The 24,469-nt window shown below is 47.2% G+C and carries 17 protein-coding genes and 4 pseudogenes; 8 read left to right on the plus strand and 13 right to left on the minus strand.

Going from position 1 to position 24,469, the window contains the following annotated elements:
• Positions 1-231 precede the first annotated feature (231 nt).
• Together OU789_RS01340 and OU789_RS01345 are read right to left on the minus strand one after the other, a co-directional pair.
• Positions 232-867 (minus strand): acetyltransferase, encoded by a 636-nt coding sequence (locus OU789_RS01340; RefSeq protein WP_274652619.1) that lies wholly within the window; start codon positions 865-867, stop codon positions 232-234.
• A gap of 353 nt (positions 868-1,220) precedes the next feature.
• Entirely contained in the window at positions 1,221-2,225 is a 1,005-nt protein-coding gene (locus tag OU789_RS01345) for a LicD family protein (protein ID WP_274652621.1), read from the minus strand.
• Between the two features lie 472 nt (positions 2,226-2,697).
• Between OU789_RS01345 and OU789_RS01350 the strand changes: the two genes are divergently transcribed.
• Entirely contained in the window at positions 2,698-4,908 is a 2,211-nt protein-coding gene (locus tag OU789_RS01350) for a bifunctional glycosyltransferase/CDP-glycerol:glycerophosphate glycerophosphotransferase (RefSeq protein WP_274652623.1), read from the plus strand.
• A 643-nt stretch (positions 4,909-5,551) separates the two neighbouring features.
• Positions 5,552-6,424: a hypothetical protein gene (locus OU789_RS01355; protein ID WP_274652625.1), complete on the plus strand. Its 873-nt coding sequence runs from the start codon at positions 5,552-5,554 to the stop codon at positions 6,422-6,424.
• 217 nt (positions 6,425-6,641) lie between these two features.
• Here the strand turns inward: OU789_RS01355 and OU789_RS01360 are convergent.
• Positions 6,642-7,008: pseudogene (locus tag OU789_RS01360) on the minus strand (IS3 family transposase); the annotation flags it as partial.
• Positions 7,009-7,275: 267 nt separating this feature from the next.
• On the opposite strand from OU789_RS01360, the gene OU789_RS01365 reads away from it, so the two are divergent.
• The 3 genes and pseudogenes from OU789_RS01365 to OU789_RS16925 form a co-directional block, all read left to right on the plus strand.
• A complete protein-coding gene (locus tag OU789_RS01365) occupies positions 7,276-8,307 on the plus strand; it encodes a sulfotransferase (protein ID WP_274652627.1) in 1,032 nt (343 codons plus the stop codon).
• A gap of 290 nt (positions 8,308-8,597) precedes the next feature.
• Complete coding sequence (locus OU789_RS01370; RefSeq protein WP_274652629.1) at positions 8,598-11,243, plus strand: CDP-glycerol glycerophosphotransferase family protein; 2,646 nt, start codon at positions 8,598-8,600, stop codon at positions 11,241-11,243.
• Positions 11,244-11,382: 139 nt separating this feature from the next.
• A pseudogene (locus tag OU789_RS16925) lies at positions 11,383-11,580 on the plus strand (transposase); the annotation flags it as partial.
• A 243-nt stretch (positions 11,581-11,823) separates the two neighbouring features.
• Here the strand turns inward: OU789_RS16925 and OU789_RS01375 are convergent.
• From OU789_RS01375 to OU789_RS01395, 9 genes and pseudogenes are all read right to left on the minus strand, one after another.
• Positions 11,824-13,008, minus strand: a pseudogene (locus tag OU789_RS01375) (IS3 family transposase).
• A 127-nt stretch (positions 13,009-13,135) separates the two neighbouring features.
• Positions 13,136-13,273, minus strand: a pseudogene (locus tag OU789_RS16930) (integrase core domain-containing protein); the annotation flags it as partial.
• Positions 13,219-13,569 carry a DDE-type integrase/transposase/recombinase gene (locus OU789_RS16935; RefSeq protein WP_446719151.1) on the minus strand — a complete coding sequence of 117 codons (351 nt, stop codon included), beginning with the start codon at positions 13,567-13,569 and terminating at the stop codon, positions 13,219-13,221. The pseudogene OU789_RS16930 and the gene OU789_RS16935, both read right to left, overlap by 55 nt.
• Complete coding sequence (locus tag OU789_RS16940; protein WP_446719152.1) at positions 13,490-13,927, minus strand: IS3 family transposase; 438 nt, start codon at positions 13,925-13,927, stop codon at positions 13,490-13,492. The genes OU789_RS16935 and OU789_RS16940 overlap by 80 nt, the downstream gene beginning before the upstream one ends.
• An 11-nt stretch (positions 13,928-13,938) precedes the next feature.
• Positions 13,939-14,226 carry a transposase gene (locus OU789_RS01380; protein WP_274652631.1) on the minus strand — a complete coding sequence of 96 codons (288 nt, stop codon included), beginning with the start codon at positions 14,224-14,226 and terminating at the stop codon, positions 13,939-13,941.
• 10 nt (positions 14,227-14,236) lie between these two features.
• Positions 14,237-14,701, minus strand: coding sequence for an FRG domain-containing protein (locus OU789_RS16945; protein WP_446719153.1), 465 nt, complete (start codon positions 14,699-14,701; stop codon positions 14,237-14,239).
• Between the two features lie 486 nt (positions 14,702-15,187).
• On the minus strand, positions 15,188-15,916 hold the full coding sequence (locus tag OU789_RS01385; RefSeq protein ID WP_274652633.1) for a hypothetical protein: 729 nt from the start codon (positions 15,914-15,916) through the stop codon (positions 15,188-15,190).
• Positions 15,913-16,635 carry a hypothetical protein gene (locus OU789_RS01390; protein ID WP_274652635.1) on the minus strand — a complete coding sequence of 241 codons (723 nt, stop codon included), beginning with the start codon at positions 16,633-16,635 and terminating at the stop codon, positions 15,913-15,915. Before OU789_RS01390 ends, OU789_RS01385 begins: the two co-directional genes overlap by 4 nt.
• Positions 16,636-16,642: 7 nt before the next feature.
• Complete coding sequence (locus OU789_RS01395) at positions 16,643-17,845, minus strand: tyrosine-type recombinase/integrase (protein ID WP_274652637.1); 1,203 nt, start codon at positions 17,843-17,845, stop codon at positions 16,643-16,645.
• A 251-nt stretch (positions 17,846-18,096) separates the two neighbouring features.
• On the opposite strand from OU789_RS01395, the gene OU789_RS01400 reads away from it, so the two are divergent.
• Together OU789_RS01400 and OU789_RS01405 are read left to right on the plus strand one after the other, a co-directional pair.
• Entirely contained in the window at positions 18,097-19,362 is a 1,266-nt protein-coding gene (locus OU789_RS01400) for a tyrosine-type recombinase/integrase (protein ID WP_274652639.1), read from the plus strand.
• A gap of 927 nt (positions 19,363-20,289) precedes the next feature.
• The gene (locus tag OU789_RS01405; RefSeq protein ID WP_274652641.1) at positions 20,290-21,120 is read left to right on the plus strand and encodes a hypothetical protein; all 831 of its coding nucleotides are present in this window, start codon (positions 20,290-20,292) and stop codon (positions 21,118-21,120) included.
• 735 nt (positions 21,121-21,855) lie between these two features.
• Here the strand turns inward: OU789_RS01405 and OU789_RS01410 are convergent.
• Positions 21,856-22,902, minus strand: a complete 1,047-nt coding sequence (locus OU789_RS01410; RefSeq protein ID WP_274652643.1) for a YARHG domain-containing protein — start codon at positions 22,900-22,902, stop codon at positions 21,856-21,858.
• A 1,000-nt stretch (positions 22,903-23,902) separates the two neighbouring features.
• On the opposite strand from OU789_RS01410, the gene OU789_RS01415 reads away from it, so the two are divergent.
• Positions 23,903-24,424 (plus strand): hypothetical protein, encoded by a 522-nt coding sequence (locus OU789_RS01415; protein ID WP_274652645.1) that lies wholly within the window; start codon positions 23,903-23,905, stop codon positions 24,422-24,424.
• Positions 24,425-24,469 lie beyond the last annotated feature (45 nt).

A 24,469-nucleotide genomic window follows, 5' to 3' on the forward strand; every position in this document is an offset into this window, starting at 1 on the left:
TGTTCCCGAAGGTAGGTCCATTGTCTCGCTTACATAGGCCGACAAATAGTCGACGCCCGCAAATGATTTTTGACCGTACACGCCCAGTGCTTTGAGTCAAAGGGTTTTTTCGGGCAGCTGAGAAGTGGCTGCCTTCTTAAATGCGCTTCCATTTCGTGGAACTAGCTATGGTCGGAGGCAGTATTCGGGAGTTCCCAATTGTTCTGTTGTACACAGCATTCGACGCGTTAACTACTCTTCGCGCCGCGGAAGTTTTAAGCGCATTGCGGGGTTTCCGATAACTGTAGAATCTTCAGCAACAGTTGAGAATACAACGGCCCCTGAGCCGACGGTTGAGGACTTGTTAATCTTCTGCCCTTGTAAAACGGTGGAGCCTGAACCGATCACGACCTCTTCGCCGATTGAAACGGCGCCACCAATTTGCGCTCCCGGGTTCACTTGAACGAAGTTATCGAATGTAGCGTCGTGACCGACCCCGACCATAAAGTTAATGTAAACATGGTTTCCAAAATGGACGTTAGTGCCGACAACACAGTTCGGAGAGATGATTACCCCTTCGCAATCAGCCTCAACTACGTTTGTTGCCGTAACGGCTGATGAATGCACTAAGTTAGGAAATACGAACCCTAACTTTTGGAGCTTGTCTGAAACCGCTCTCTTTGTAGCAGGGCTTCCTATTGCTAGAACCGCATGTTTGGTTCCAACACTGTCTGGAGAAATGTCGCTACCGAAATACTGCCCAGGTAGGGCGAACTCTTCGAATTCTTGTGGGTTGGTCGAGGAGTAGCCAATGATGTTTACTTCTTCAGAAAAGAAAGCTGAAAACTCTCTCGCGAGACCCCCAGTGCCGACGACAACTAAGTCCATAAAATACCCTCTTGAATTCGATCAGACTAAATTGTGTGATGCAATTTGAGTTGCAAAATGTGTAGCAAATAATCGCGTGCCGCAGAAGCTCTTCTTCTTGGTGTGGGCGGCTATAAATCGTGTATCCGCTTATTAATTAAATGTGACCTTTCTCAAAAGTCTTAATGAGGTATTGAGCGGCAACTGCAGGCGCTTACATGACAAAGGAACCTCACATCTTTGCTCGTCAGTTTGCTCTGACGTCACGCTTTTTTCCGAAAACCAGCCCTCAATCCAGAAGTATGCCGTCGGCCTTGGTGAGAACAATCCCGCGCGATTTCTAAGCTTTATCACGCTACCGGATGTTCTACAGTTCAAGTCTTCCATTTAAAAAACCTTGAAAGCCGCTGTTTTCTAGTAGCATTGATATGTTTTTGCGTATCCTCGCAAAACGCGTCAAGAAAGTCAGAGAACTTGATCTCGGCCTCTTCCCAAGGGAATTTAAACTTCGAGTCCGGTGTGTTCCAGGCATCTCCGTAGTTTAGCGCCAGCATCTTTTCGGGGTTTGCAGGTGCCGGAAACTTCTCTCCTTTGATGATACATTCCTTCACAGGCAGGATATCACTCATCTTAAGTTCGCCGAATGTATGGGGCCAGATATAGATCTTACCATTGCGCTGCCAGGCTGGAAATACATCAATGGCCAATCCGCTCTTGGTCTTAACCTTCACATGCGGCTGTTTGCACTCTGCTCTAGGGCGTAATTCGGTTCCGTAGTGTTTGTGTAAATCGTAGAATAACCGATTGAAGCTGTCGACTAGTTCGGAATCAGTTTGCCCTTCTAGCAGCACTGCGAGATCTGCGTCGCAATCATGCGCGATGAAATCCTGTTCACGTACCGCCCCCAGCAGGGTTCCGGAATTGATAAAGGCCGCATACCCCTCTGTATGCAACCGGTCGAACAAAGTCCTGAGCTGCTCCAATGCAGACGCATGATCGCTGAGCTCGAAGACCAAATTGAACGTTTTCTTTGTATCTACCATGCGGAGTTGAGATTTAAGGCGGTTTTTGAACTCTTGGAACTTATGCTGCTCGCCTGTGGCGGCGCGAGCGCGCTCAATTGAAGTCACCAGAGCTAACCATCTCTTGCGCTTTGCTTGTTTAACAGCATAGATGCTGACTACACGTTCGACCCAATCCACGCCGCGCTCTGCTCTTGGTACTTTGTTGATTGTCTTTCGCAAGGATTTTACCGTGCTTTTTTCAACCAGCTTTCGGTTGAGCAAATCCTCGTCACAAGACTTGAGCAAAGCCCACGATTTCTGGCTTAAGTCCCGTTTCTGCACCGGTAGAACTCGCGGTCGCCATAGTTTAGGCATAGATTAGATCTCATTTGTTTTTGGGGGGAGTGAATAGGTGGGGCGTTTGTAGCATATTTACGATACTCAACAACTCAAGCGAGCTACAATTAATAATGATTTTCAAATGATGTTTTATAAAGTATGTGAGCTACGCTGGATTTGAATCATGCCTGTTTTATTGGAGGCTCCAACACATAAGTAAGATGGAGCATCGTGGACAAGTCAACGAATAATCCGTCACCAGGAATATGTGAACGATCCGTGCCGACTTATCTCAACCCGAATTTATTGAGAGTAGCTCCCTAGTTGTTTGGTCTCAAGACTGTTTCGGTCTTACGTTTCTTGTCGACGTTTAGCTCAATCGATAACTGCAAACTGGTTGGAAAACTAAGGCCACCCGTAATTGACGCCAAATTTGCGTGCTGTTAAGTGCTAGAGATTAATAGTTCTTTCGTTTTCAACACATCAGAAGAATCGGAATCTGCATCAGATGACGCAAAACCCAACAATTGAGAATAATGGTGTAAGCCGTTTTCCTTTGGTTTCTGTTATCATTCCAATTTATAAGGTTGCCCCTTTCGTAAGGAAATGTCTTCAATCAGTTGCTGGTCAAACATACGGAAATATTGAAACCATTATTGTTAATGACGCTTCGCCTGACGAAAGTATGGTCGCTGTTGAGCGCAGTTTAGGCGGGGTGCCGCAGCCTAATATAATCAATTTGACAGAGAACGGCGGGTTGGGGAACGCCCGTAACATCGGAATGAAAGCCGCGCAAGGGAAGTATATTTTCTTTCTGGACAGCGATGACTGGCTGGACCCTACGACAATCGAGAAAGCCGTCGCAAAAGCAGAGATTGGCCAATCTCAAGTTGTTGTTGTTGATTTCTGTCGATGGGAATTTGGCAAGACAAGTCAAGCAAAAAATCGCGAACCATACAGAAGTGCAAAGTTCGATTTCATTGATCCTCGAGAAGACCAATCGGTGCTTATGTTGTTCAATCTCGCCCAGACTAAGCTCTATCAAAAAGCATTTCTTACCGAGAACGATTTTTCTTTTCGCTGTGGAGTAATCTACGAAGATGTCGACTGGACATTCAGGGTGATGACAACAGCTACCCGCGTTTCTATCGTCGATGAACCACTTTACTATTATCGGATAGCAAGACCGGGTTCTATTTTGGCATCAAAAGGCGACAAACACTTTGATGTAATCCGTCAATATCAACGCGTATTCGAATATTTACGCGAAAACAATAAGCAAGAGTTTTTCGATACTACTTATTCCTACGCTCTCCATGCTATTTACTCCGTTCTAGCGATTTCAAGACGAATTCGTAATAGTAGAAGAAAGGCTTTTTTTTACGAAGCACAGCTTATGCTTCGAGAGGCATGCGGCGTTCACGAGCCAAAATTAGGGATGCGTAGAAGTAAGAGGTACGATCGTATCTTGCGGAAAGGGAGTTATTTTAGTTTTCGCCTTCGGAAATCCAAATTTATACGAAAGATTGTAGTGAAGCTGGAGGGTACATCGAAGCAAATAAAAGAGAAAGTAACTATCCTCCACAGTAAGCACCCATTAATTTTTGACAAGCTGGTTCACCCTGTTCCGAGGGGCGACGTCGTATTTGAGAGTTATTGGGGCACTCAGTTCTCAGATAGCCCAAAGTACATTTATGAATATATCCAAAAGCATCATCCTGATATTAAGTGCGTGTATGCCTTGAATAGGGACGTGGATGCAGCTTTGCCAGCAAGCGATCGCGTAAGGCGCAACTCCTATGATCATAGAGTTGCTATGCTGGCGGCAAAGGTATGGATTAACAATAACAACTACATTTTTGCCAAGAAAAAGAGCAGTAAGCAAAAATTCATACAAACATTTCATGGAATTCCGCTCAAGAAAGTTGGAATTGATCTTTGTGGAAAATCAGCAGACCAGGACACAGATTACGCCGCTCTAGCTGAGCGTTGTGCTTTATGGGATGATGTTATTACAGCTGGCGCGCATCATACTGAGACTTTGCGAGCTGCTTTCCAGACCAAAGCAGCATTTCATGAAGTGGGGTCGCCACGGACGGACTGCCTGCAAGACAAACAGTTTCAACACGAATGGCGACTTAAGATTCGTGATGAATTTGATCTCGCGCCCTCATGTAAGATTGTTTTGTATGCGCCAACTTGGCGCGCGGGTTCTACTGACGCCTATCTCTCCAAGACCCAACTCAACCGTATTTGCGATGCCGTGAATGAGGATGCGATCGTGCTCTATCGCGGCCACCATATGGCTCAGAAAATTTCACGCAGTGACCACAAAATAATAGATGCAACAGATTATCCGGACTCTCAGCATCTTTGTGCCGCGGCGGATATGCTAATTACTGACTACTCATCCATTGCCTTCGATTTTGCGACAACCGGTCGCCCCGCGCTTTTTTATACTCCCGATTATAACGAATACGAAAAACAACGTGGCCTATATGTGAATATGCCCGAAGAGGTCGCAGACGTTACACACTCCGATTTTGATGGCTTGCTGGCAGCATCGGTGAAATGTTTGAGAGAGCCGAATTACGCAACAAAAATGAACAGGATCATTGTGGATAAATTTCTCGAAGCGGAAAGACCCAATAGTTGCAATTACGTTGTTCAGCAGCTTATTTTGCCGCACCTTCGGAGAACGAAAGCCTTGGAGTCGTGAGCTAATAGGCGGCCCGACACCCCAAATCAGTGCATTTACAAGAAGTGTTTGAGGACCCTACATAATCACATAGAGCGAAGTTGATGCCACAAGCAGAAACGCTGCCGAAGGATTTGAGCTACTCCCCATTTGTCGGACAGTATCTGGCGTAAATTAAGCTACTCTTTGAGCCTGCTGATCGGGTTTGGTCGTTTCAATTCTCTGCCAATAGACCACAGCAGGTGCTGCTGCTTTTCGCAAATGAAATTCCGGCTCTTGTGCAAGGAAATGTAGTAATCTTCGGACATTTGCGACCTAGCAGCCGACGAGGTGAATATTGTAGAGATCGTATCACCGAGACACTCTTGAGCCTAGAAATGAGTTTTGAATCATTCTTTGCGCGTCAAAAATCTAGATGTAGGAACGGGTGCAGCCTTATCCATTAAATTATCTTATCCCCAATGCAGGGTGCGGATACTCGTGACCTACTGCCCGAAAAAGGTCGTACGTAGCCCAGACCAAAAATTGGGTGAGTTCCAAAAGGGTGAAAAGCTCTAACAAATGGTTTAAAAAAATATGTTCCAGTGCAGAGTTAGGCTTTAATTGAGACGCACTCTAAACTAATATCGAAATTATTATCGAAACTATAACGAGCGCGTGTAAATTGACTAAGGTTATCGCAAGTGTGGGAGCCCACAAGACAGCATCCTCCCTGCTTCAGCATCATTTCAAGTGGCGTAGCGAACATTATATAAATTGTGGACTTGCGTCATTGACGCGAGATGAAGTTAGCGAGTGTGTTGGCGGGGGAGGGATAAAAGAACAATCCCATAAACTTGCGAATGCGATAAATGCTCGGCTTCAAGAATCTGATTGTCAGAAACTATTCTTTTGTTTTGAAGATATGTTCGGGAAACCTTTTTCCGTCGAAAATAGCTTATACGGTCAAGCATTTGACGGATCTCCAATTTTGGCAGATGCGCTTTCTGAATTTGATACGCGCGTTGTCTACGTGGTTCGTCCCCAGTGGGAGTTTCTAGAGTCTTTTTACCTTCAAAAAGTTCATGAAGGCTACTTCTTGACATTCAATCAATTTATCGAAGGGATAAACCTAAATGAGATTTCATGGGTCCCACTTGTCGAACAGCTTCGTAAAGATTTTGGCAAGAACCAGGTAGATATCGTTGATTTTAGAGAAGTCCGAAATGGACAGCGTCAGTTCATTGAGAAAATCGTTCATAAAAGCGTTTCAAAAAAGGTTAAAATAGCGAAAGTAGACCCTAAAGTGCATAATGCGTCGATCTCTGACAGAGGGCTACAACTAGCTCTGCGTATTAATCCACTTCTTAAACCCGGCTGGAGTGAAGTTGGGAAGGTTCGTAAGTTCTTACAAGAAAATTTTTCTAACAGAGATGAACCAAGACCAAACCTATTGAGTGAAGAACTTAGAGTCATGTTAATTAATCGATACCAAAAAGAGTACGAGAATTTGGTAACTGTTCGAAAGTCCGGCTTCATGGGCATAAGAACTAGATGATATTGTAAACGTGTGCGGATCCTCGGCACAATTCCTTTAAATTCCCTGATTTGGGACGGAGGAATAATTCATGACAAACAACGAGCGCGATATTCAATGCTGATCTGCCACTGAATTTTCATTCAGCCTCGACCGGAGCCCGGTGGTTGATTACGCCGTGTGGCGTGGTTTGAGCAACTGGCCGACGCGCTGAGCTTTCAATTCGCGCAGCGGGGCGGGCGATCGAGGTGTTCAGGATCGCGGTGAGGCACTCACGGGTGACGTCGCCGACTACGTTGAACACCCGAATGTTCTGGCTATTCGCAAATTGATCATGAACGAAATCCAGTGACCCGCGCGCATTGGGATGGGCCTCGACCAGGATCGGGTCACGTGGTCTCACGGCTTTGCGCGGTGCCCGCCGCTTGCGCACCATCTTGCGATCCGCTCCAGCAATCCGGCACCGCCGCCGCTCCGACAGCTCAAGCCGGGCCTTCAGATGCGCGATGGCCTAGCGTTTCACGGCAGGCGTCACCACTTTTTGAAACCAGCTCTTTCATCGCGATGAGTTCTAGCATCTGTTCGTCAGTAAATCTCGTTCGTTTCATTGTCCGTCCTCAAGTTGGATCGGATTCTAATCGAGGGCGGAAGGAAAAATCCCGTGGCTAGTCATTCCCGAGACCTGTCATGCACTAGCGCTCAACTCGAACTGCTCAGTCGAAGGTCGAAGCGCTAGATTCAATAGGCACTACCCAAAACAATGTTCAAGCACCATAAACCAAATCCCGATCCAGTGGAAATATTGGGTTGCGTGCGAATAACGGCGAGCTATTGTTCGGTACCGCTAAACAGGTCGCTATCAGCTACCGTTGATGCTCCAATTAAAGAGGGACTTTATTTTGGATTGTGTTGTTCATATCGGGTTTTCGAAAGCTGCAAGCACCTATCTTCAATCTACTATTTTCTCAGGAGCTCATCCCGAAATCGGCTTGCTTGATAAAAATGATCAGCAATTGTCGAATGCGGCATGGCAGCCACACAAAACAGGCGCGTTCACCGACCGCTTCGTTGACCTGAATGGGAAGCGATCGCGACAGGCTCAGGCGCTGTTTCCATTTGAGTTCGACGCTGAGAAAGAAGCGAGCAAAATTTATTCACGTCTTAAACATACACGCAAAATAACGGCGATATCAAATGAAGACTACGTAGGGCATCCTTTTAGTGGTGGAGCATTAGGTGAGCAATTCGGAAGGCGAATTCATGCTACATTACCTAATGCCAAAATCCTTATCATAGTTCGCGAACAAAGAAAGATGGTACTTTCTCATTACGCGCATTTTTTAACTGAAGGAAATGCGCGTCTAAGCTTAGAGAGGTTCTTAGTTCCCAGATTTTGGCTGCAATCTCCAGGTTTTCATCACACTGTGTTTGCTTATAGTCGAATTATCAGCTGGTATCAGAAGCAGTTCGGCACTAATCAAGTTCTCGCAATTCCCTTTGAACTGCTAAAAATAGATGAAAATGATTTTTTTGGTCGTATAAGTAACTTTTTAGAGGTTGAAAGTTTTCTTCCAAGGCCTGTCAAAACCAAGAACCAACGTGATTATGCGGAGTATTGCGCTCTTAGGGTGGCCCCGTGGATTAACAAATTTGGCAGATGTGTTCCTGCTAACGGGTACACGGGAACTGAACATAAAAAGATTCGCCAGCTATTGCTGAGAACGGCAATTGCGACAATTTCTCAACAAAAACAACGTAAAATCATTGAGCGAGATTTGAAATTTATTGAGAAACGAATTCTCCCTGAAATAAAAGAAGATAATGTAAGGCTTTCGAAATTGCTCGATTTTGATCTTCAAAGTCTGGGGTATGCAGTCGGAGATTCCAAAGAATCGAGTAATTAGCCCGATGAGGTCGGACATAAAGGCAGCGTCTCTAAATTATCCCCTGTAAAAGTTTTATACCAATTATTTATTCTGATAGTATCAATGTGACGCTTTTGGCGTTTAATGTTTGAATAGAGTATGAGGACGTTTGCGTTAAGAAACCCGTGGACACATAGAATCGGTTGCTCTGCTACCCAACCCCCCTGTCGTAACGCTGGTTGGACTGGTCTGGTAATGCTGCTCGGTTTAATCTACAAACTTATTTCAGGACTCTATTTCACCTAATTCAAGATGGCAAATTGTCGAGCATGAAAAAAAACAATCTTATTGATACAAGGGATACTACCGCAACGCGTCCCCGAAAAAAAATCAAATTTGGAAATATTCCTCGACCATACCTAAAAAACCGTCAGCTACTCTCAATGGTCGTGCCTTGCTATAATGTTTCATTGTATCTCGACGATTTTTTCGAAAGTCTTTTCGCTCAGCGTGGCGGGTTGAAAAACTTGGAAGTTATTTGTGTTAACGACGGGGCCACAGATGATACGCTTGAGAAACTAGAGTATTGGGCATCGAAGCGACCCGATGTGATCCGAATTATTTCGCAGGAAAACGGCGGATTGTCGGCGGCACGGAACGCGGGCCTCGCTGCGGCGAAAGGGGCTTGGGTCAGTTTTCCAGACCCAGATGATTACCTAGATGAAACTTATATACTAAACATCAGAAAAGCGCTTGGAACCTTTCACAGGACGCCTCTTCTCGCAGTGTGCGCTAAATTAATCTACTACTTAGAAGATACTGATGAAGTATCAGATAGACACCCACTGACTTGGCGTTTCAAGAAGCCGATAACTCATCGCAATACAAGCGATATGAAGAAACACATTCACCTTGCCGCAAATACCGTCTGGCTTCGCAGGAAGGATATTGAAAAGCACGGGATTACCTTTGATGGGCATGGGTGGGCCAGTTTCGAAGATGCCCATTTTATCAATAGATTATTTATGCTCGAAAATGATAAGAGAGTAAGCTTCGTTGCAAATGCGCGTTACTACTATCGCAAGCGACAAAATGGCACTTCACTGGTTGACACAGCAAAAGAGAAAAAGTCGTTTTGGTTGTCACAGATGGAAGATGGTTATCTTGATCTCATAAAAAAGAGCCGAGAATTGCACGGAAACGTTCCCCTTTTTATTCAACGTACTGTGCTTTATGAAATGATGTGGCGAATTCACGCAGAATTGAGTGCGCCGAAGAAGCTTAGGGAGGTGCTTTCTAGTTCTGAGTATCAAAGAAGCAAAGAGATTTTTAAGAATATCTTTGATGGGATTGATGTCGAAACTATATCCAATTTCAACCTTGCGCGCTGCTATGAAGAACACAAGGTAGGCTTACTAAGCTTATTCAAAAGAAAATCACGTGAAAAGTTTAGGATCTATCTCAAAGCGCTTAACTCAAGGGCCGGAATAACCCGTTTCTCATTTTATTCGGGTGAGATCGAGCAGATCACGCCAACCGCCATAATTAACGGTCGTCCTGCGGAAGTGGCTATTGCTGGTGCGCGGAAGGCCAAGTTTCTTGGCGAAGACTTTTTCAATGAAATTTACATGGATTTGAAGCTGAAAAATGGCGATCGAATTGAATGGCTGGCCGATGGGAGAGCAGTCGAGATCAAGATTGGGAACAATGTTTATGGTAACACGATATTCTTTGATGATCTCGAAGCTCTCCTATCTCCGGCCCCCGCGATTAATGACATGGAACAAGATCCGGAAACACAACGGTTGCGTGAGCTGATAACATCTTCTGATTCCAAAGAAAAATATGGCGGGTGTTGGATATTAATGGATGCTGATACGCGCGCTGATGACAACGCTGAACATCTTTATCGTCACCTGATGAAAAAAGACGCTCACAAGGACGCTTATTTCATTCTGGATCGCCAATCAGCGGATTGGCAGAGACTTGAAAAGGAAGGTTTCCAGCTAATTGACGTTAGATCAGATGATCACATTGCGGCGCAATTTAATTCTTCGCTTCTCATCTCTTCCCACGCAGACGAATACGTTAAATGGCCTGTAAAGAGAAAGTTATTTAGTGATCTGGCAAAGTGGCGGACGGTGTTTCTACAGCATGGAGTCATTAAAGACGATCTTAGCGAATGGTTAAACTCAAAGGCCTTTGATATATTTATTACATCTGCTAGAGCCGAATATGAATCAATAACATCTTGTGAAAGTCGATATGCATATACCGAATCTGAAGTGTTCTTGACTGGTTTGCCACGTCACGACGCGTTGTTGGATTCTGCAAGAGTATCCGAACCGGAATATATAGTCATAATGCCTACCTGGCGCCGCTATCTTACAGATGAAACTGATCGAATTGGAAACACCAGAGGTCGTATCTCTTCATTCCTCGAAAGCGACTTTGCAAAGCAATGGACTACGTTCTTATCGAGCCAAGAGTTACGAGACGCTGCAACAAAATTTGACAAGAAAATAGTTTTTGCCCCACATCCAAATATGGCGATGTATTTGAGCGATTTTTGTGTTCCTGATTGGGTAGAAGTAGTGGATGTAAGAAAGGGCGCTAACTATCAGAAAATTCTATCCAAGTGTGCGCTTATGGTATCGGACTACTCATCCCTCGCCATGGAAGTGGCCTACATCCAGAGACCAGTGGTCTACTTTCAATTTGACGCTAACAAGTTCTTTAGCGGTGATCATGTGTACCAGAAGGGCTATTTTGATTATGAATTAGATGGCTTTGGTCCAGTAAAATCAAATGTTAATGACGCAATCCGATCATGTTGCGATATCTTGATTAACGGTACCCCAGAAATTTATGCTGAGCGAGCACTTAATTTCTTTGAGTTTCGTGACGGGCGGTGCTGCGAACGTATTGAAGGAATACTTAGGTCGATCGACGTTTTACCCCATAGAATCAATTGAATTGTCTGAGGTACCCCTAGATTATTAGACGCTTTGCTTAGTAATTTCGGAAGCAAAGGACGATGCAAATGTCAGGGCAAATAAGCTATTCGGATGAGTTTAAGATTGACGCCGTGGCGCAGGTCCGGAGCGAGGGTATTCATTTAAAGAGTTGGCTGAGCGGCTCGGGATCAGCGCCAAGTCGCTATACAGGTGGATGGCGCAATTCACGAAGCCGCAGAGACAGACTGATCAGGAGGCCGAGGTCAGGCGTCTCAACAGCGAACTTGCTCGTGTGACCGAGGAGCGCGAAATCTTAATAAAGCCCACCGCGTACTTCGCCATGGATGCAAAGTGAGGTGCGCGTTTATTGACGCGAATTGACAGCAGCACCCCGTTCGCGTTCTCTGCAAAATGCTGAGCGTTCATCTAAGTGGTTTCTATGCTCGGGTTAAGGAACCGTTAAGCCAGCGTGCGCTTGAAGATCAGCGACGGATCAAGCTGGTGAAGCGGGCGTGGAACGACAGCGGCAAGGTATATTGATACCACAAAAATCTGGCGTGCCCCTGATCAGCCCCAATTGAGTGGTCCAATTAGATTGTTAGTATATGATTGGCCTTTGGTCTATCTGGACGATGGTTTCGGGTGCCGGTGGGTGGTAGCCAAGAGCACTGTGTGGTCGTTTAGTATTATAGTGTTTTCTCCATTCTTCGATCAGGATTTGGGCTTCGCGTAGGTTGTAGAAGATTTCGCCGTTGAGGAACTCATCGCAGAACCTTGCATTGAAGCTTTCGCAGTATCCATTTTCCCAAGAGGACCCTGGTTCGATGTAAGCCGCCTTTGCGCCAACAGCTTTGATCCAATCCTGCACAGCCTGAGCAACGAACTTTGGACCGTCGCCCATTGGGCTCGAATCAATGGTGCCCTCAATTGGCAACTCTGAAAAATGAACGACGGGATGCCACGCAGGATTAACAAGTCACTCAGGACATCGATGACATTGCCAGAATTGCGCTTCCGGTCCACACGGATGGCCATGCACTCTCTGCTGTATTCATCAATAATGTTGAGTGTGCGGAATGCCTTTCCATCGTCTGTGCGACAATGCACGAGGTCATAGGACTCGACATGGTTGCGATAATCGGGGCGAAGTGCTGACGCACGATCCATCCATTGCCCCACAGCGGTTTGCAGAGCAAACCATGAAAGGGGCTCAGCCAAAGCCGCCACTTCTTTGTTTGTTTCATTGGCACTTTCAGCCCCTCTCGTCGCCACAGCCTTTCGACCCGTTTTTCGTTCACATGACAGCCAGCATCTCTCAGCAGCGCTGCGATCCGACGGTAGCCGTATCGACCATATCGGCCACCAACTGCTCTTCGTCTGGACGACCAACTGGCACCTTGTTCTGTGTTGACCAGTGTTGCTTCAGAACGCGACACGCTCGGCGTTCTGAGACATTCAGTTTAGCACTAACACGATTTAATGCAGGCACGACGGCTAGCGGGGCTTAGAAGTTTCCCTTTGCTGCCTCGGCCAAGATCAGCTTGTCCAGCTTAAGATCAGAAACAGCCCTGCGCAGCCGCGCATTCGCTTTCTGAAGGCGCTTCAGTTCCTTCAATTGATCTTTGCCCATTCCACCGTATTTCTTCTTCCAGCGATAATAGGTTTGTTCAGTCACTCCGATCTGGCGGATCGCATCCAGACGCGGCATTCCTTGCACCGTCAGAACCTCAACCTGCCATACCTTTGTGACAGTCTCTTCGGGCTTCGGTCGCTTGTTTGACATGTGTTTTCTCCGTTTTCCTAAACATAGCGGAGGACCACTTCAGTGGGGGAGGATCAGAGGCGATTGTTGTCGAAGGGTTTTGAGAAGCGTAGCGGAGCGATCTGTCTGGCTCCCAATTTCAGGGCCTCTAATTTTGGGTTTCTCTAATAAGGTTTCTGGCACGGGTGATCGCGACCCGAGCCTGTTTGATGCTGTGGAACCATTCAGCGTTTAAGGCTTCTCGGCGCAGAGTACCGTTGAACCGTTCGTTATATCCGTTCTCCCGGGGTAGGTTTGGATCGGCTTAACCCAAATCTTCCTAAGCCAGTCTTGAAGATTTTGAGTAATGAACTCCCCGCCTTTTTCAGAACGGATAGAATCGGATTTTCCGTATTTCACTAGCAGGCGATGCAACACTTCCAAAACATCGTCGGACCCCATTCTTTCTTTCACCTCAACACAAAGCGCTTGGCAGGTATGCTTGTCCAAGACAGTCAATATTTTAGAACTCCGCCCGTTGCTCAGCTTGTCGTGGATCGAGACATTGGGAGCGCCATTGGTCCGAGCGACAATGGCGAGCATCGATTGCCCAGACGTGATTTGAATTTATGGGGCGTAGGCGAATGATTGACCTGTCTTTGTGGTAAAGCCGGCGTCGCATCTTATGTCGCTCAGGCAGCTTGAGCTCCTCTTCACGCCACAAACGCTCAACTTTCTTGTGATTGACCCGCCAGCCTTCGACCCACAGCAACATAGTGATTTTATGATACCCATATCGCCCATACTGCTTTGCCAAACGGATCACAGCCAAGCGCAGCGCTTCATCATCACGAACCTTGGTTTGATAGTGTAGACTGGATCGTGACCTGCCCAGAACGGCGCAGGTTCGACGCTCTGAAATGTTCAACCTTTGACGGGTGTGGATCACGGCCTGACTCACCCCATCAATCGTCAGGCATTCGGCTTTAAATGATCAAGGCTCTCCTTCAGCATCAACTTGTCCAGCGGAAGATCCGCAACAATTTTCTTCAGCCGCTCGTGTTCCTTCTTGAGTGCTTTCATTTCGGAAGGCTGCGGGCGCCCCAGGCCGCCGAACTTCTTGCGCCAATAGTAATAAGTCTTATCGGAAATACCCGCTTTGCGACACGCGCTGACAACATCAAGCCCATCGTGTAAATGGACATCAATCTCGCGCAATATCTTAAGCGCATTTTCATCTGAATACCGTTGCCGTGCCATTCTTTGGAACTCACTTCGTCAACAAATAGTGGCACTGTTTTTGGGGCCAAGACAATCCATGGTGCTGCAAGAGGTGAAGAAATGCCCCGTTTTCTTCAGGTTTCTCCAGTCGAAAGTGATGGGGCGTCTTCCCTATTACAGCGTTACGAATACGTGTAATATCTTCTTGCAAATATCGCTGAGTGTCTTTGCGTGATGTGCGGTGAAAAGCAGTTCTAAGTAGCCACGGAGCAGATTGGCCTCTAAAAATATATCGCCGTGGCTGAGAGTAGCATTGTTCAACATATTCTTGAAAGTCGCTCCACGTGCTCGCTTCTGATTCGGGTGTAATTTCAGAAGCCCTGTCTGCTCTGCTTCGAAAGAGTTCTGCATTCCCTTTCGTTCCCAAGTCCGTAATCGAAGACACGTGGAGCTTTTCTTTAACTTTTTGCGCCGTTATTTGGACGCTTTGAGCTAACTCCTCTTCCTCTAACATCGCCCGATCAACGAGTTGAGGTAGGTTCGGGTGAATTAGTAGAATATTTGATTGAGTCTCGAAGCGTTCGCCGTCCTTTATCTAGAGCGGGATGAATGAACTGAAATTGTCCGAATTGCTATCAAAGGCGTACGCACTACCTCGCAAGCCATTTTCAAATTGATCTAAGTCCAATATTACGCGACCTTGATTGGTCCCGTTAAATCACCCCAACCATTGTCCAGTAAGCCCGTTTTGCATTCTGCATTAGCCCAATCAATTTTGATTCCTAGATAGAAGCACTGAAGGTTCCGGCTTACAACCCAAGTAGGCTTTTTTGTGGCACGTCATCAGTTACGTGACGTGGCGTACCGCATTTGGCATGTAATATATTAAAATTGTTTAAGTTATTTATAATGAAGTCGAATCCCGCCTCCCTCGCTTTTCCATTTGTGCTGACCACGAGAGCTTGCTCTTCTTGAAGCACTGACAGCTTTTCACCCTGTTTCAAACTAAGCCCAGCAATGCGTCAACGGTAAACGCTGTTCCTGCCGCGACCCCCATAATCTCAAGTGTGGACCGAACCTCACGTGCATCAATCGCCTGCCCCTCAAGAATGGCTTTGGCTTGCAGCGCCCCTCCAACTAACAGCGATGTAACTACACCATCTTGCAGCACGTCGCCCAAGTTCTCTCCCGCGAGATGCTCGAGAGTATCGCGGGTCGCTTGTGAGAGTTCCTCGTTGCTGATCCCAGATGTTCCGAGCCGATCCCCGAACTTCTCTTGGAGAACCTCGAACACCTCGGTTGTAGCCCGAACGTCGATGTCGGGATACTTCGAGAAATGCTCAATGATCGAAGCCGGATCTTGGACCGCCTTAAGTTGCACCTGATGCACAACCTCGCTGTCGATTAGGAACTCGATGTCCGCACCGGGATGGTTCGTTTGCTCGAATATCTGGGCGAACATATCGTCGCCATCGGTGTTCTCGAGATGCTCCACGAGTAGCTCGTGATAGATGCCCTTCACATTGCTTGTGACGCCCTGTAGGCCTGCTCGATCAAAGCCCCGAAGGTACTCGCCGAGTTCTGCTTCGCTGGCGTCTGAAATATCACCAGAAGATCGCCTGAGCGCCTCAATCACGAGTTGCTGATCGAAGGACCAACTGCTGATGCTACCCTCAATGAGTTGCTGGAAGGTGACTGCAATCGTCACCGCGACGCTACGACGGATCATTCGTTCTCCAGTCTCTTCTGCAGCTTTTTGAGGTTGATGACATGTCCCCGCAGCCGCGTTCGTTGATAGGTCGTCAGATCGGCAAAGCAGCCATCAGCGAGAGCTTGCTCTATCTCCGCGACCAGCGGTGACAAACCGATATGGGAGAACAGCTTCAACTCTGCCGTCGTCGTCTTGCTACTCTCCCGCGATTTGGCAATAGAAGCCGTGAGGGACTGAATCGCATGGAGGATTTTCTGCTCACGGGGGGAGATCGCCTCGCTTCTCCGAGCATACCCCAAGAGGACTCGACGCACCTTAACAGAGCCATACAAACCAACGCCTAGCGCCCCTGCTCCAAGAACCATGGTCCCAGCCGCCACTCCGCCTCCGACGACCCCACCAATCCACGCAAGGGTGGCTGAGGTCTTAGCGGCACCAAACAGGCCTGCGATGGCCGCTCCGGTCCCTGCCGTCCCCACAGAACCCACCGCTCCGGTCACCGCAGCAACGAAGGCCGAACCCGCAAGAGCGTTTGTCGCCGCACCAAGTGCCACGGATGCTTTCTTGTCGGATACCTGAAGTATACGGGCTGCAATCGAAGTTAGGAGCGAAGAGATGAGTTTCAGGTCAGGGTCAAGCCCGTTGAGCGTCTCGGTGGTCCAGGCTTCCCGTCTCTTTGAGGTTGCGTTCTGTCGTCGACGTAGGAACGGTGCGCGTGAGGTAGTTGTCAACTTCAAGTTACTATCAGAACCCTTCGAGATAACCAGCGCGTTTCAGTTCATCCCAGACCTGCTGCTGTGCCTCTTCAAGCTGTTCCTCTAGCAAACCGTGATCATAGGCGGAGTTTGAGGCGCGAGGGCCAGCCCATCCTCCAAGGTCGTTGATCGTGGCTTCATCCACTCTAGCGCGGCGGGCTGTCAGCAGCTCTCTGGCGTCCTCTACAAGCGGAATAAACCGCTTGGCGTTGTCGGTCTTGCCCTGTGCCAGCGTGAAGCCAGACCCGTCTGGGCGGATATCATCGGTGGAGAGGGTGGCGAGTTCGTCGGCACGACACCCTGATGCGATAGCGAGGCGGAGGATGTCTCCTTCCTTGGTGCCGCGTGTCGTGGCCTTCAGTAGGGCGCTGAACTCGTGGGGCTGATAATCCTCTCGGACCCGTTCACGCTTGTTGATGGTACGCCTGAGACCCTTGCGGAACTCCCATGGGTTCTTCGTCTTCTTCCCGAGATGTCCCTCGCCAATGGCCCACACCCAGACCTGCTTCAAGAGGTTGACGTTTTTGGCGACGGTCTGTGCGGAAAGACCATCAGGGGAGCGGTGATTTCTGACGGAGGGGAGGAATTCGTCACGGAAGCTCTGTGCCAACTCGGGCGTCACATCCTCTAAGCAGGCAGTTTTGGCGTCATCGTTGAGGAAGGTGCGGAGATGCTTCATCGCAGTGTCGAGGTTGGCGACCGTTGCTTGCTTGAGAGGCTCATAGCCGTATGGGTTGCCGGGGCGGCGGGCTTCAACATTCTTGGCGTAGGCGAGGTCAAGAGGGAAGCCTTTCCCTGTGGCCACACGAGCGAACCGCTCGAGTTGGTCGCGAGCGATACCACGTGCTTCGGCGTCTTCCAGCTTGTTAATCAGAACCAACTCGGCCCCGACGTTGTACGGATCGTCAGCACTCTCACGAGCGGTACCTATATCCTCCCGCCACTCAACGGCTGACCTCAGCGAGAACGCCGCGTTATCACTCAACTCGTCCTGTAGCCTTCGGATGTCGCCCAGCGCGATGTCTCGAAGCTTACGAGCCTCTGGGAGATGCCGTGTCCCAAGCCCCTTCTTGATCTCTATAGGTAGTGGTCTGCCGTCCCAGGGGTTAGGAACACCCACCAGCTCGCGAGGGGTCATCATCCTAAATACCCAGCTTTTGCCGGGGCCGCGTGGCTGCTTGAGATATTTCATGTCTTCTCTGGTGTCCTTTTTGTGGTCCATTCTGGACAACACACTCTTGGACATCACGCGAAAACCTTCACATTATCAATAACTTAGATGTAGTGGCGGAGACGAAGTCCGCCATTGAGTGGTCGCGTCCTGTCGCAATCTGTAGTGTAACTACATGTAATTAAATGCATTTTGATTTTTCAAGGCCGTATTGTGTTGCAATCAATCGCAGGGAATGGCATATTTTTAGGCGGGTATAATGATGGGTAAATATGCCGCGTGTAGCGAAAGAACTTTCAGCGCTAGAGGTGAAGCGTCTTCAACACCCTCAAATAGGCGGAAAAGTGACTTTTTCTGTAGGTGGGGTCTCAGGCTTGCTGCTCCAAATTTCTCCGAGCGGAAGTAGGAGTTGGCTACTTAGGACGACAGTCGGCCATAAACGGCGAGAAATTGGCCTTGGCGGATATCCAGAGGTTTCCTTGGCTGAAGCTCGAGTGCGAGCGCAAAATGTCAAAGAAAAAATTTATTCTGGTGTAGATCCAGTCGAAGAGCGAAGAGCCATGAGAGAAAAACTGGCTATTGCTCAAGCACGCACGCTCACTTTCGCCGAAGCAGTTGAGCGATGTGTTGCTGCGAGGAGTGACGGGTTCAGGAATGACAAGCACCGGAAACAATGGCGAAGCACTCTAAATAATTATGCTGTTCCTGTAATAGGCGCGATGAGTGTTGATCGAATACAAGTGCAAGATATCCTCCGTGTCCTAGAGCCAATTTGGCAATCAAAGACAGAAACCGCCAAAAGGTTGCGCGGAAGGATTGAGGCCGTTCTTACTTGGGCAACTGTCGCGGGTCACCGCGTCGGTGACAACCCCGCGCGGTGGTCAGGTAACCTCAAAGAATTGCTTCCCAACCCAGAGAAGGTGGCCAACAAACAACACCATCCTGCCATTCGCTTGGAGGACATGCCACGTTGGATAGGCGCTTTAAGATCTCTCGAAGGGGTTGGAAGTCGTGCGCTCGAATTCCTTGCTATCACAGCAGCTCGCTCCGGCGAAGTCAGAGGAGCTGTTTGGGACGAAATTGATTTCAACAAGGGTATTTGGATCGTCAAAAAGGATCGGATGAAAATGTACCGTGAGCATCGGGTTCCACTACCCGAACCCGCTTTTGTGCTTCTTAAGGCGTTGCCTCGATCTGCGGACAATCCACTCATATTCCCAGCGCCAAGGGGCGGACAGCTTTCTGACATGACACTTTCGGCCACAATGAAGCGCCTTCATCTTTCAGATTTGAAATCTGGCTATTCAGGCTTTTTTGACCCCCAAAACAAGCGAGCTGCGGTCCCCCACGGGCTGCGCTCGACGTTTAGAGACTGGGTGGCGGAAAAAACGAACTACCCAAACGAGATGGCCGAGATAGCTTTGGCTCATAAGATTAGCAATGCTGTCGAGGCGTCGTATCGTCGAGGAGACATGATTGAGCGGCGCAGAGAAATGATGAAAGATTGGGCGTCCTTCTTATCAAGCGATGTCCGTTGATGTGATTTGGATGACGAACTAAAAATTGGAAGTTGGGGCAAGTTCCTATGACACGAAAAGCCAATCAGATCCTTATTCGTTCCAACGTTTTTCAGGTTACCCAGACTGTCTATTGGCTTCGGTCCTATTACATCCCACTCATGAAACGAGTTCCTAAATCTGTTATTTCTTCAGAAAAGAGAAGTGTAGGAGAGGAACATTTTCGTTCGATGTTGGACCGTCTGGAAAAAAGCGCCAGAAGAAAAAGGAGTAGTAAAAATTTATTATTGGTTCTCTTCAAGAGCGAGGCTTCTAGTTTAACTTCTGCCGTCGATAGTATGATCGTCGCTTCGAGAATGAGTTCAATCTTTCTGCTTCCTCCGCCGCAAGTGTTGGCTCTTGCGAGCAAAGCGAGACTGGCTCGCTCGAGTAGGCGAGGGCCCAAACGGCATACTGCAGAACAAATAAGATTACGGTTAAATGCGGATTATCACATCGACGAACGACATCGGAAACGTTTGCGTGCAAAATACAACAATGAGAGAAAAATGCAAAAATGGCTCGATGAGACACGAGCGAGAGGACAAACTATCTTAACTAGTTATGACACCTCTTCCCAATAATAAGTCTGAATTGGCGCCACTTATCAACTGTGCCCGATTTCTCCAGATTGCCTGTCATAACTAAGCAAAAATGGAGATCCCAAAAATCTTATAGTTTCTTATCTGCAGCGCAATTTGCAGAACGCTATGGTGTTCATCCCCCCCACTAAATGTTACGCCACTATTGTTTCATGGACATCGATAAACCTTTCAATCAAATTGACTAAAAACTCACACGACATTCGAAAATAGACTTCGGTTAACTTTCGAAAACTTAGCGATTACTGGGGCCAATATGAGACGTTTAGTTTTAGCAATAGTCATGTCTTAAGCAGCTTGCGTCGCAATGGCAGACAGTAGGTATCCATTCACAATTTCGGCTTTCTCATGCGATGAAATTGGTGGCCTGTTCGTATTTGAGGTGGAGGGTCAGAAACCCTACATGGTTCCCGATATCGGAATGGAAATTCTCCGTTCAGACTTGGGTTTCATTTTTAGAGATGAAACTGAGAGAGGTGGAGTCCCGATTGAAGAGTACACCTTCTTAGAGAGGGAGAGGAACGGCGGCTGGTCACTAAACGGCGGTTTTCCAAGTGATGATATGCAGTTTGAATGTGAGAATATTTCTGATGCCATCGAAGAAATACTTCCCTTAATTGAGGTAGAGGTTCAGAAATCGGAAGTTGCTCCGTCGGAGCAGATAGCTTCTCTGGAACAGGAATTATCGGAAAGTATGTCGTTGCTTGAAAACGATCTTGAAAAGGCAAAAATTGATCTCGATAAACTGAGACGGACTGCAAATTCAAGGCAACGAGAAATTGACCAACTTCGTTTGCTAAATAGCGATCTTATTCAGAAATTGAATGCAAGATCAGCAAATGTCGTTAAGGGGTCAGTTTCAAGTTGTTGGGACGTAGAAGAGCTGTTTCCTGAAGCTAGGAATACAAGAATTACCGTTGAAGTAGAGATAAACGCAGATTCTACTGTTAATATTGAATCATTAAGCCTGAGAGACTTCGAGGGAGGTTCAGAGCAAGCAGCAAAACAGACCTTATCATCTGTAAGGCGTGCTTTTATCCGCTGTAGAGGGCAAAAGCTTAACTTACCTTTAGACAAAATCAGCGAACGAAGGACTGTCTTGCTTACTTTTGATCCGAATGAGATAAGCGAAAATTAGTCAAAAAATCCTTTGATTCATTATTGGTTTTCTAATCCAGCATACGGGCCTGAATTACTAAGTTGTTAAGAAATCTTGTTGAGAGTAGTTGAAGTGATCTCGATTGAACAAGGCCGTAAGTCACTCACAAGATTCAACTAGCTCATACAATCGTATGCTGGTGAGTTGTCAGTCCAGAAGATTATTGTATTTACGAACCAGATCGTCGTGCTCTGATAGTAAGCTGTTGTAACTATTAACCAAATCTCGATTGTCTTCCAGTAGGCTGTTGTACTCTCTAACCAGTTCATTGTACTCATCTACGGCATCGGTCAAATTGGATTTGCAGGTAAATCCCTCATAATTACATTGGTATGAATCAAAGCAAGCAGCACTACTGTCTACACACATTCCAGTGCTAGAGCAGACTTTATCTCCGTAGTCTAGGCAAGAAGGTTGCGTTCCATATGGGCAAGAAAAACTGCTCTGCGCATGAACTGGAAGCGCGAAAAAGAGTGCTCCTCCGATAATAGTAAGTAACTTCATTTAAGCATGTTCGCCCTTATGGTCTGTTTATTGATGTTCCACGCTGGGAATAGCATAAATGGCTGTTTCGTGAAGCCTTGTGACAATGTTTTTTCTTAATGAATCTAGCCGAGTTTTCAGGTCATTGGTTTGTTTTGATTAGCAGAGCTTCCGTAACCCTGCTGCAAAATCAAAAACCCCAACCGGATCCACTCCAGTAGCTGAGGCGGGTCAGCGGCAACCAATAGCAATTTCTTTAGCAAGTATGCTTTCTACTAATTCGCGTTCACGCGGAGGCATCATAATATTGCCAGCTTCAACTCCTTGCTTGCAATTCTCATTAGAGAAAGTTTGTCGTCCACGTTCGCTTTTGAAGCAATAACCGTATTTGGCAAAGATAGAGTTTCGTTCAAACCATAGATCGTCACAACTTCGGGGTGCCGTGACGCTGGCTGATTTGATTTCACGAACCCAGTTAGAATGTGCCCAACCTTCTTGCCCTGTTTCAGTGATAACATTTAGCCAAGCACCTTGTTGTTTCAATACGCGAAGCCCAGTACCTTCTGTCATTTTGGTTATTCGCGAGCCAATTTGCGCGTTTGGTCTAGTCCTTAGTGCTAGGAAGCCGTCTCCGTTTGGGTCCAGCCCAGAAACACTATGTGTCATTTCAAAGTGGGTAGTTACTTTAGGTGCTGCCGTCGTTGGAGCATTTTGAGCTCTGCCATTTAGTGAGAACTGCGCTTTTTCTTCCTCAGTAAACACATACATATCCTCAGGAGGTGTGCGGAACATGACGACGTAGATCTCAGGATCTATATCGAAATCATCCAGAACATCGATAATATCGGATACACCCACTTGAGAACCATGGTTGCTTTCTGCTTCGGAGCTAATCTGATGAACTCCCAAGTTTCCAAGTGCGTATCTCACAGTCCCAGCGAAAAACAAAAATGAACATGCTGAATAGCAGCTAGAATTGATTGGTACGATCGTTGTGAGCTGGTTGCGTCTGATTTTACGTGCACCCTCTAAAGCGGCATGCACATCCCCACCGTGACTATCGAGAACCAGTGTTTTAGCTTCTGGGTATTTCTCTAATGCTCGGTCAAGATTTAGCGGCATACGAGATGTAATTTCACCGAATAAATACAACTTCGATGTATCGCTAGTGTCTACGATAATCGGACTAAACGCCACGCTCATTTCGGCATTCACTGGACCTCTCAACGGTAAACACAGGAAAACAAAGCTTACAACCGAAAGAATGGACCATTTCATCTCTCAACACCTTATACGAATTGGACGTGCATTTCGCAAAAATAATCTTTGCTATTAGGAAGCTACGAGTATTCTAGGTCAAGCCTCTAGCTCGGCATTCTCCGTTCTTAAGAACCACGAAATAGTTCGCTGAGTTCGATATGCACTTGATGAAGCTGCGGATTAGGCCAACTGGCATGCTCGATACGAAGCGTAGCGACGTTTGTCGAAAAACTATGAGATTGTGCGGGATGGTTCTGGGAGATGCACGCCCCAAGAGAAGCACGGCGCCAACGAGAAAATGCTGGCTCACTACCGTGGGACGGCCATCAGTCAGCAAAATGGATCTTGGAACGAGGTGGTTTAACCTTTGATCCAAGGGAGCCGAGATTAGGTCGAAGTATGGCGTTGGAGCGATGCGGTAAACTGATCTTCGGAGGTCTCGGTCGCTCTCGCGTCAAATATTTTTTATTCAGGCTCAGCGACCAGCTCCGATACCTACTGAAGGGGGCTACGGATCTAGCTCCGCCCTCGACTCAGATTAGCCCAACGTCAGTTACGCGGAAAAAATGAGGGCATAGGCAGCCCTCCTTTCGATCAAAGAATTGAATGTGTTTGTGATGTTGATGGTAAGGGCGCCACGGAAAACCTACCGAGAAGTAACGTTCTTAACAAAATAGCCTCAATTAACGCCACTCCCCGATCGCGGTTGTTTTCTTCAAATTGCGTAATATTACGACGCATGACGGAGGTGACAATGTCACAGAATTTCTTATCAGTAGTTGAGATTGCGAAACGCTATAGCGTACACCGCGCCACACCTTGGCGTTGGGTCCAGACGGACCCGAGCTTTCCGCGCCCCATTCAGTTGACCAATGGTTGCACACGCTGGCGGTTAACAGACATTGAAGCTTGGGAAACTCAAAAGCGGGAGGCATCATAATGTTTGTCGCCTTTAGAAAAAACATGTGGGCAATTACACAACATCCCTCAAACGAGTTCTCAATCGTGGAGTTTGGTAATGTCTAAATCTCATCGAAAAACAAACTCAGAACATTGGACAAAGATGGTTCGCAACACAATGGAGGAGCCCGCGTGGCAGGCGCTCTCCCCAGTCGCACAGGCACTTTACCCATGGCTAAAGTTTGAATGGCACGGCCCAAGAAACAACAACAATGGCAAGATAAATTTCAGCGTTAGACAGGCAGCACAACGCTTGGGCGTTAGTGTTAATACTGCTTCACGTGGTTTCCATGATTTACAGAGAAAAGGTTTCATAGTTATTACGGAAATAGGGACACTAGGACACTCGGGCTTTGCCAAATCGCCGAAGTACGAGTTGACCGAAATTACTTTGCCTTACGGACAACAACCTGCTGGTAGGAAGCTCTACAAACAATGGCGTAAAGGTAACGATTTTCCAGTTCAAAAATCTCGCGCAAATAACCCGCATGGTGCGAATGGAAAGAGAAAAATCCTTTCTCAAAGTGAAGACAATGACGTCATTAAATTGAATACGCGTTCTAAATGTGCGTCATCCTAATGAAGACAGGCAGTCATAAATCTAGTGACGTTTATAACGGTTATG

Source organism: Halocynthiibacter sp. C4 (assembly GCF_028823805.1).
Classification (GTDB): Bacteria; Pseudomonadota; Alphaproteobacteria; order Rhodobacterales; family Rhodobacteraceae; genus Falsihalocynthiibacter; species Falsihalocynthiibacter halioticoli.